Annotated in this window: 5 protein-coding genes; 1 reads left to right on the forward strand and 4 read right to left on the reverse strand. The window is 32.0% G+C overall.

What is annotated here, in order from left to right:
- Nucleotides 1-550: 550 nt before the first annotated feature.
- The 4 genes from ACKI67_RS05940 to ACKI67_RS05955 form a co-directional block, all read right to left on the reverse strand.
- Complete coding sequence (locus ACKI67_RS05940) at nt 551-1,153, reverse strand: zinc-ribbon domain-containing protein (RefSeq protein ID WP_407462517.1); 603 nt, start codon at nt 1,151-1,153, stop codon at nt 551-553.
- 113 nt (nt 1,154-1,266) lie between these two features.
- Nucleotides 1,267-1,818 carry a hypothetical protein gene (locus ACKI67_RS05945; RefSeq protein ID WP_407462519.1) on the reverse strand — a complete coding sequence of 184 codons (552 nt, stop codon included), beginning with the start codon at nt 1,816-1,818 and terminating at the stop codon, nt 1,267-1,269.
- Nucleotides 1,815-1,973, reverse strand: coding sequence for a hypothetical protein (locus ACKI67_RS05950; protein ID WP_407462520.1), 159 nt, complete (start codon nt 1,971-1,973; stop codon nt 1,815-1,817). The genes ACKI67_RS05945 and ACKI67_RS05950 overlap by 4 nt, the downstream gene beginning before the upstream one ends.
- A gap of 16 nt (nt 1,974-1,989) precedes the next feature.
- Entirely contained in the window at nt 1,990-3,300 is a 1,311-nt protein-coding gene (locus tag ACKI67_RS05955; protein WP_407462521.1) for a hypothetical protein, read from the reverse strand.
- A 328-nt stretch (nt 3,301-3,628) separates the two neighbouring features.
- On the opposite strand from ACKI67_RS05955, the gene ACKI67_RS05960 reads away from it, so the two are divergent.
- Nucleotides 3,629-5,335, forward strand: a complete 1,707-nt coding sequence (locus ACKI67_RS05960; protein WP_407462522.1) for an ATP-grasp domain-containing protein — start codon at nt 3,629-3,631, stop codon at nt 5,333-5,335.
- Nucleotides 5,336-5,373 lie beyond the last annotated feature (38 nt).

Raw genomic sequence — 5,373 nt, forward strand, 5'->3', positions numbered from 1 at the left:
AAAATAAGTATAATATAATTTATACTTTTCAATATATCTATATTTTACTATTTAATTTAAATTTTCATTAAACCAAATTTATTGTTTTGGGTTCCGAGTTTGTATTTTAAAAATAGGATGTAAAGTGGTACCAAACTTCATTGTCTAATAATAGTTTTAAACACGGCAATATATAAATGTATCGTTCAGAGAACTCTGTTCCAAATAATACTAATGTTCAACTCTTCTCTCCATATTTTGTTAGTTTGTTCAACCTAAAAAAATGAAACCCCATGTATTTTCAAATTTCGCGTTCAACAAAAAATGTGAAATATTATGTGATTGTATAAAATCATGTTTTCTCCAGGACAATAACATTAGATAATATACGAACAAAAGAAACCTGGAAAAAAATATAAAAAAACCACCACAACATAAGCAGCATGAATCCGTAAATAAAAGAGAATAAAAAAATAGTTTAAAATTGTTTAAATCAAAAAATAAAGAAAAATAGAGTTTTGCAAAAATTACTTGCAAAACCAAATTCACAAAAATTCGTAAATAAAAATTTTTATTTTTCCAACCTGCTTAAGTCAAATTTCTCCATATCAAACTTAACACTCTCATTATAAATTACATCACCATTAGGATCTGTAATCTCCAATTGAATATGACTTACATTATGATATTCAGTTGTTTGAATTGATGCCAACAGGTCTGATTGGGATTTCTTTGAACGTGAAACAAGATATTCCATGTCATAAGTGTCATCAGAACCTACAAACTTATCATTCTCATCATAAAAGCTTGCCCTATACTCATAACCTTCAAAATCACTTGGAAGATTCTTTAAGACCCCTTCAAGGAAATAATTATAATAGTTTATTTTTCCATCATTGCTAAAGGCATAGCCGTAAGTGTATTCTTTAATGACTGTGATGTTTCCAATGCCCTCATTGGAATTTCCTATGAAGCTAAAGGCAATTATTCCCACTATAGCCACGATCATTACTAGTGCAGCTAAAGTTTTAAAGTTCAGTGCATTACTGGAAGTCTTGGCACGTTTGTCTGTTCTGATTCTTTGGTCAACATCTTTTAGATCATACCCACATTTTGCACAAAACAATGCAACATCTTCATTTTCTTCTCCACAGTTTGGACAAAACTTAGTCATATGATTAATCCCCCTATATTAATATTTTTTTAATTAATGATTTTTTTATTCAACCATCATAATAAATTTATTGATTCTAAGTTTCTCACTCATCATCAATCCTCTCCATAATACTATAAAGGAGCACCCTTATCCAATTTTATCATCACTTCCTCCTTTGCTTCATAAGTAACTGGCTCTTTTAAAGTATCATTAGATTTCCAATGATACAACTTATCATTTTCTCTTTTTAATGCTTCAATAATGGTTTGTTGCTCATTCAACAAACCACACAAATTACAAGCATACCAATAGTTTTTTCCAGTTTCAGTATCAACACAAGAAAGATTCATTCCTTTCTGAAATCGTTTCTCACTCATTCTGACCATCTCCAATCGTTTAGAGTCTCTTTTCTGTTCATCATCTATTGTTGTTATACTTACTCTCATACCTCTCCTTATAGGAGGAACTTGCCACACTTTAAACCGACCATCATCATTCTTGGATTGTTGGCAGATTAACAATTGTGTTCGTAACTGCTCATTTTCCTCAACAAGTCTATTCAGTAAGTTAATAACCAATACAACATCATTCCCATCTTGAAGATAATAAGTCATATTATCAATATTATTATTGATTATATGATAATCCTTACCTAATACACAAGTAAATCGTTTCTCACTCATTTAATTTCCTCCAATCCTTCCAATCTTTTTTCTCCCAAACCTGCTTCTACACATTTTAGTTTCCAATTCTCCTCTTCCATTCTTTTTAACATAATAGATTTGGGAGTCTTTTTAAGATAACCAGTATAGGGAGGGATAAATCCTTTTTCACTCATAATTAATTCTCCTTACCTAAAAACCATATTTTGCTAAAACTTCATCTATCTTATCCTCAACTTGCCTATCAATATTATCCCTTATTTCAATATTCTCCTTTCTCAACAATTCAGTCTGCTGCTTTAACTCATAGTTCTCAAGCTCCAACTCCTTATTTCGCTTAGTGATTGTGAAATCAATCTCATCCTTTTCAAAGCTAAGTGCAGGAATAATGTTCTCATACTCTGAAAAGATCAATTCCTCAAGCTCATCCTCATCCACATATGACCTATCCTGTTCCATATATGGCTTATGTCCTTCCATCAATGCTGAAGCACGCAAGTGAACTCTTTTTCTAGCCAATGTGGTTATGAAAAATTTACGGAGCCCATGGGCATGGAACTTGGGGGTTTCTTCAATAAGCTGATGAAAAGTTTCCTTGCTTATTTCCCCATTTTCCAATTTTTGTTTTAAGACCCTGGTCCTTTCACGTACAAGATCCTTGTTTTTTCTAAAGCATTCAACAGTTAGTGAAGCTGGCTGTATTGGTCCTTTGAACTTGTTGGTCCTGGATGAGAAAAGTGCATCTGTTTTTTCAAGCTTCAAGTTGGTACCGTATTTTTTATTGTACCTTTCAATGCTTTTCTTCCTTTGTCGCAGACTGTTCAACAGCAGGTTTGATGATTCTGGACTGTTGGGAACTTTGCATAGGATGTTGTGCTTTTTTGTCTTATGTGGTATGAATTCCCAGAATCCCATCATGTCTTGTGGTGCCTTTTCCAGGAACTCGTCTATCTCGGTGCAGTGATGGTACTTTTCTGTTGCTTTCATGAAATCCTGTATCTTGAAGCTAGTTACATCTTTAAGCCGGATTCCTGTATGTGCCATGAAGACTATTGCTGCCTGGTGGTGCAAATAGCTGATGTTGAGAACATATTTGATTTCATCTGTGGTAAGCACATTCCATTCATCATCATCCTTTGGGAATTCTATCTTTTTTGGCAGCTTGATACTTAATGCGTTTAGGACTGCTCTTAATCTGTTGATGTTAATTTCTATGCTGCTGTTGGAATTGTTTCTTTCAGTAAGATATGTTACTACACTGTATATGTAGTCATCTATTTTTCCAAAGTTAGGGTCATACTCGTGAATTCTTCCTTTCTCGTCAATGTATGGGTACTGTTCCTCCTTGACTTCATCGATTATTTCATCGAATCTTTTATTATTTGCATTGCAGAAATGGACCAGTGCGATGTTGTAGCTTTTCAGTGTTTCTGGTGTTATGTTTTTCTTCTGCAAATATTTCCTGTAATATTTTTCCTTTTGCAAATCTTCTATTGTAATCATATTCATATTTTTGGCCTCGGTTTATAAATTTAAAATGCCTATGAGAGCACTTGAAAACTATTCGGAAAATGCTCCAAAAAGTATAAACTTTACAATAGAGATAAATTTTATACATATAAACTTTACCCATAAAATTAGTAAAAATCAACCATATTATCATAATTCTCTTTAAGATAGCGAAAAATGACTAATTAATGAAAAGAAAAAAATTGGAAGAATTGAAAAAATACTTAATTAAATAAATACATAATAAAATTAGTAACAAAATTTAGTAACAATTAATTAGTACCATAAATGATAAGAAAGGATAAAAAATGAGAGTGATAGTATGGAGAATAATAAGAGGAATATCATAGTTGTTGAATGCATATCAACAGGAACCAACTTTATCGAAGACATCATAAACAGAGGATATAATCCTATTGTACTTGAAACAAAAATAATAGATACTGGAGAAGGAAAAGAATATAAAAAAATGGTTTATGATGAATATAAAAGAATAAAATACGATTTTGAAATAATCTATGAACAAGATACCTATGAAGAGACACTTGAGATGGTAAGAAAATTGGATCCTCTCCTTATCTTAGCGGGAAGTGAAAAAGGAGTAATCTTAACAACTAAATTATCCCATGACCTTGGCCTTTTAGGAAACCCTATAGAAAATCTTGATGCAATGACCTTAAAAAATGAAATGCATAACAGATTAAAGGAATACGGCATTCGTTACATTAGAGGAAAAGTAGTCGATTCAATAGAAGATGCTATTGAATACTATGACAGCGAAAACCTAAAGGAAGTTGTCATAAAACCGACTTACAGTGCAGGATCTGCCAGCGTAAGAATATGCGCAGATAAAGAAGAAATGATTGAATCCCTCAAACAAATGTTAACTGATTCAGCCAATTATTATGGGGAGAAAGAGAATAAATTCCTAATTCAAGAACGTATAAACGGTGAAGAATATATTGTAAACACAGTATCCTGTGAAGGTAAACATAGAGTGACCCTAATTTGGAAATATTCAAAAGTCAAAACTTCTGATGGTGCTATAATATATGATAGCAGCGAAACAGTGAATGAATTGAGAATTGGTGAAGCTGAAATGGTTGAATATGCATACCAAGTGGCAGATGCAATTGGAATCCAATATGGTCCAGTTCATGGAGAATATATGATTGACGAAAATGGGCCGGTCTTGATAGAAGTAAATTGTCGTCCTTGTGGCGCGAGTATGGAAGCTGAATTTTTAAATAGAATCTCCGGACAGCACGAAACCGACAGCATTTTAGATGCATACTTAAAGCCAGAACTTTTTAGAGTACAATATGCAAAGCCATATAAACTATATGCATATGGTGCCATAAAACTATTCATTGTCCCAAATGACATAATTGCAGAATCATCACCAATAGACAATATAAGTTTCAGATTCAAAAGCCATTATAAAACTTCTATGGCAGAAATTATTGATAATAGATTATTCCCCAAAACTGAAGATTTGCATACAAGCTGCGGATTAGTATATTTGGTTCATGAAGATTATGATGTGGTTCAAGACAATATAAACTTTTTAAGAGATATTGAAAAGAGAGCATTTTCACTTATTTTAAGTGAAAATAAAAATGAATCCAAAGAAAAGGATGATGAAACTTATTTGGATGAACTTAAACAATTCCTTGACTTAGTCTCTACATATGGAACCGGACTTATAATCACTGACCAAATCATCGAGGATAGCAACATATTACAATGCAAACCACAGGATATTAATAATATAAATGGAGAATTTGATTTTGTACTCCTCAATCTCAACAAAAGTTACATGAGAGAAAGTGATGACAATATTGTGAAATTATCATTCGAAAGCTTATCCAGAGTTAAATCTGGAGGATATGTATTCATTCCAAAGAATACATATGAACAGATTCCAAGCAAAAGAAATGGTATGGAAGGTATAATTCAAACTTTAGACCTAAAAATAGAGGTTCCTCCATATGGTATAAAAGATATAATCGTTGCATCCAAAAGATGATTAAAAATAGAATAAAAATAGAATAAAAATAGAATAAA

This window comes from Methanobrevibacter sp. (assembly GCF_045577275.1).
Taxonomy (GTDB): domain Archaea; phylum Methanobacteriota; class Methanobacteria; order Methanobacteriales; family Methanobacteriaceae; genus Methanobrevibacter.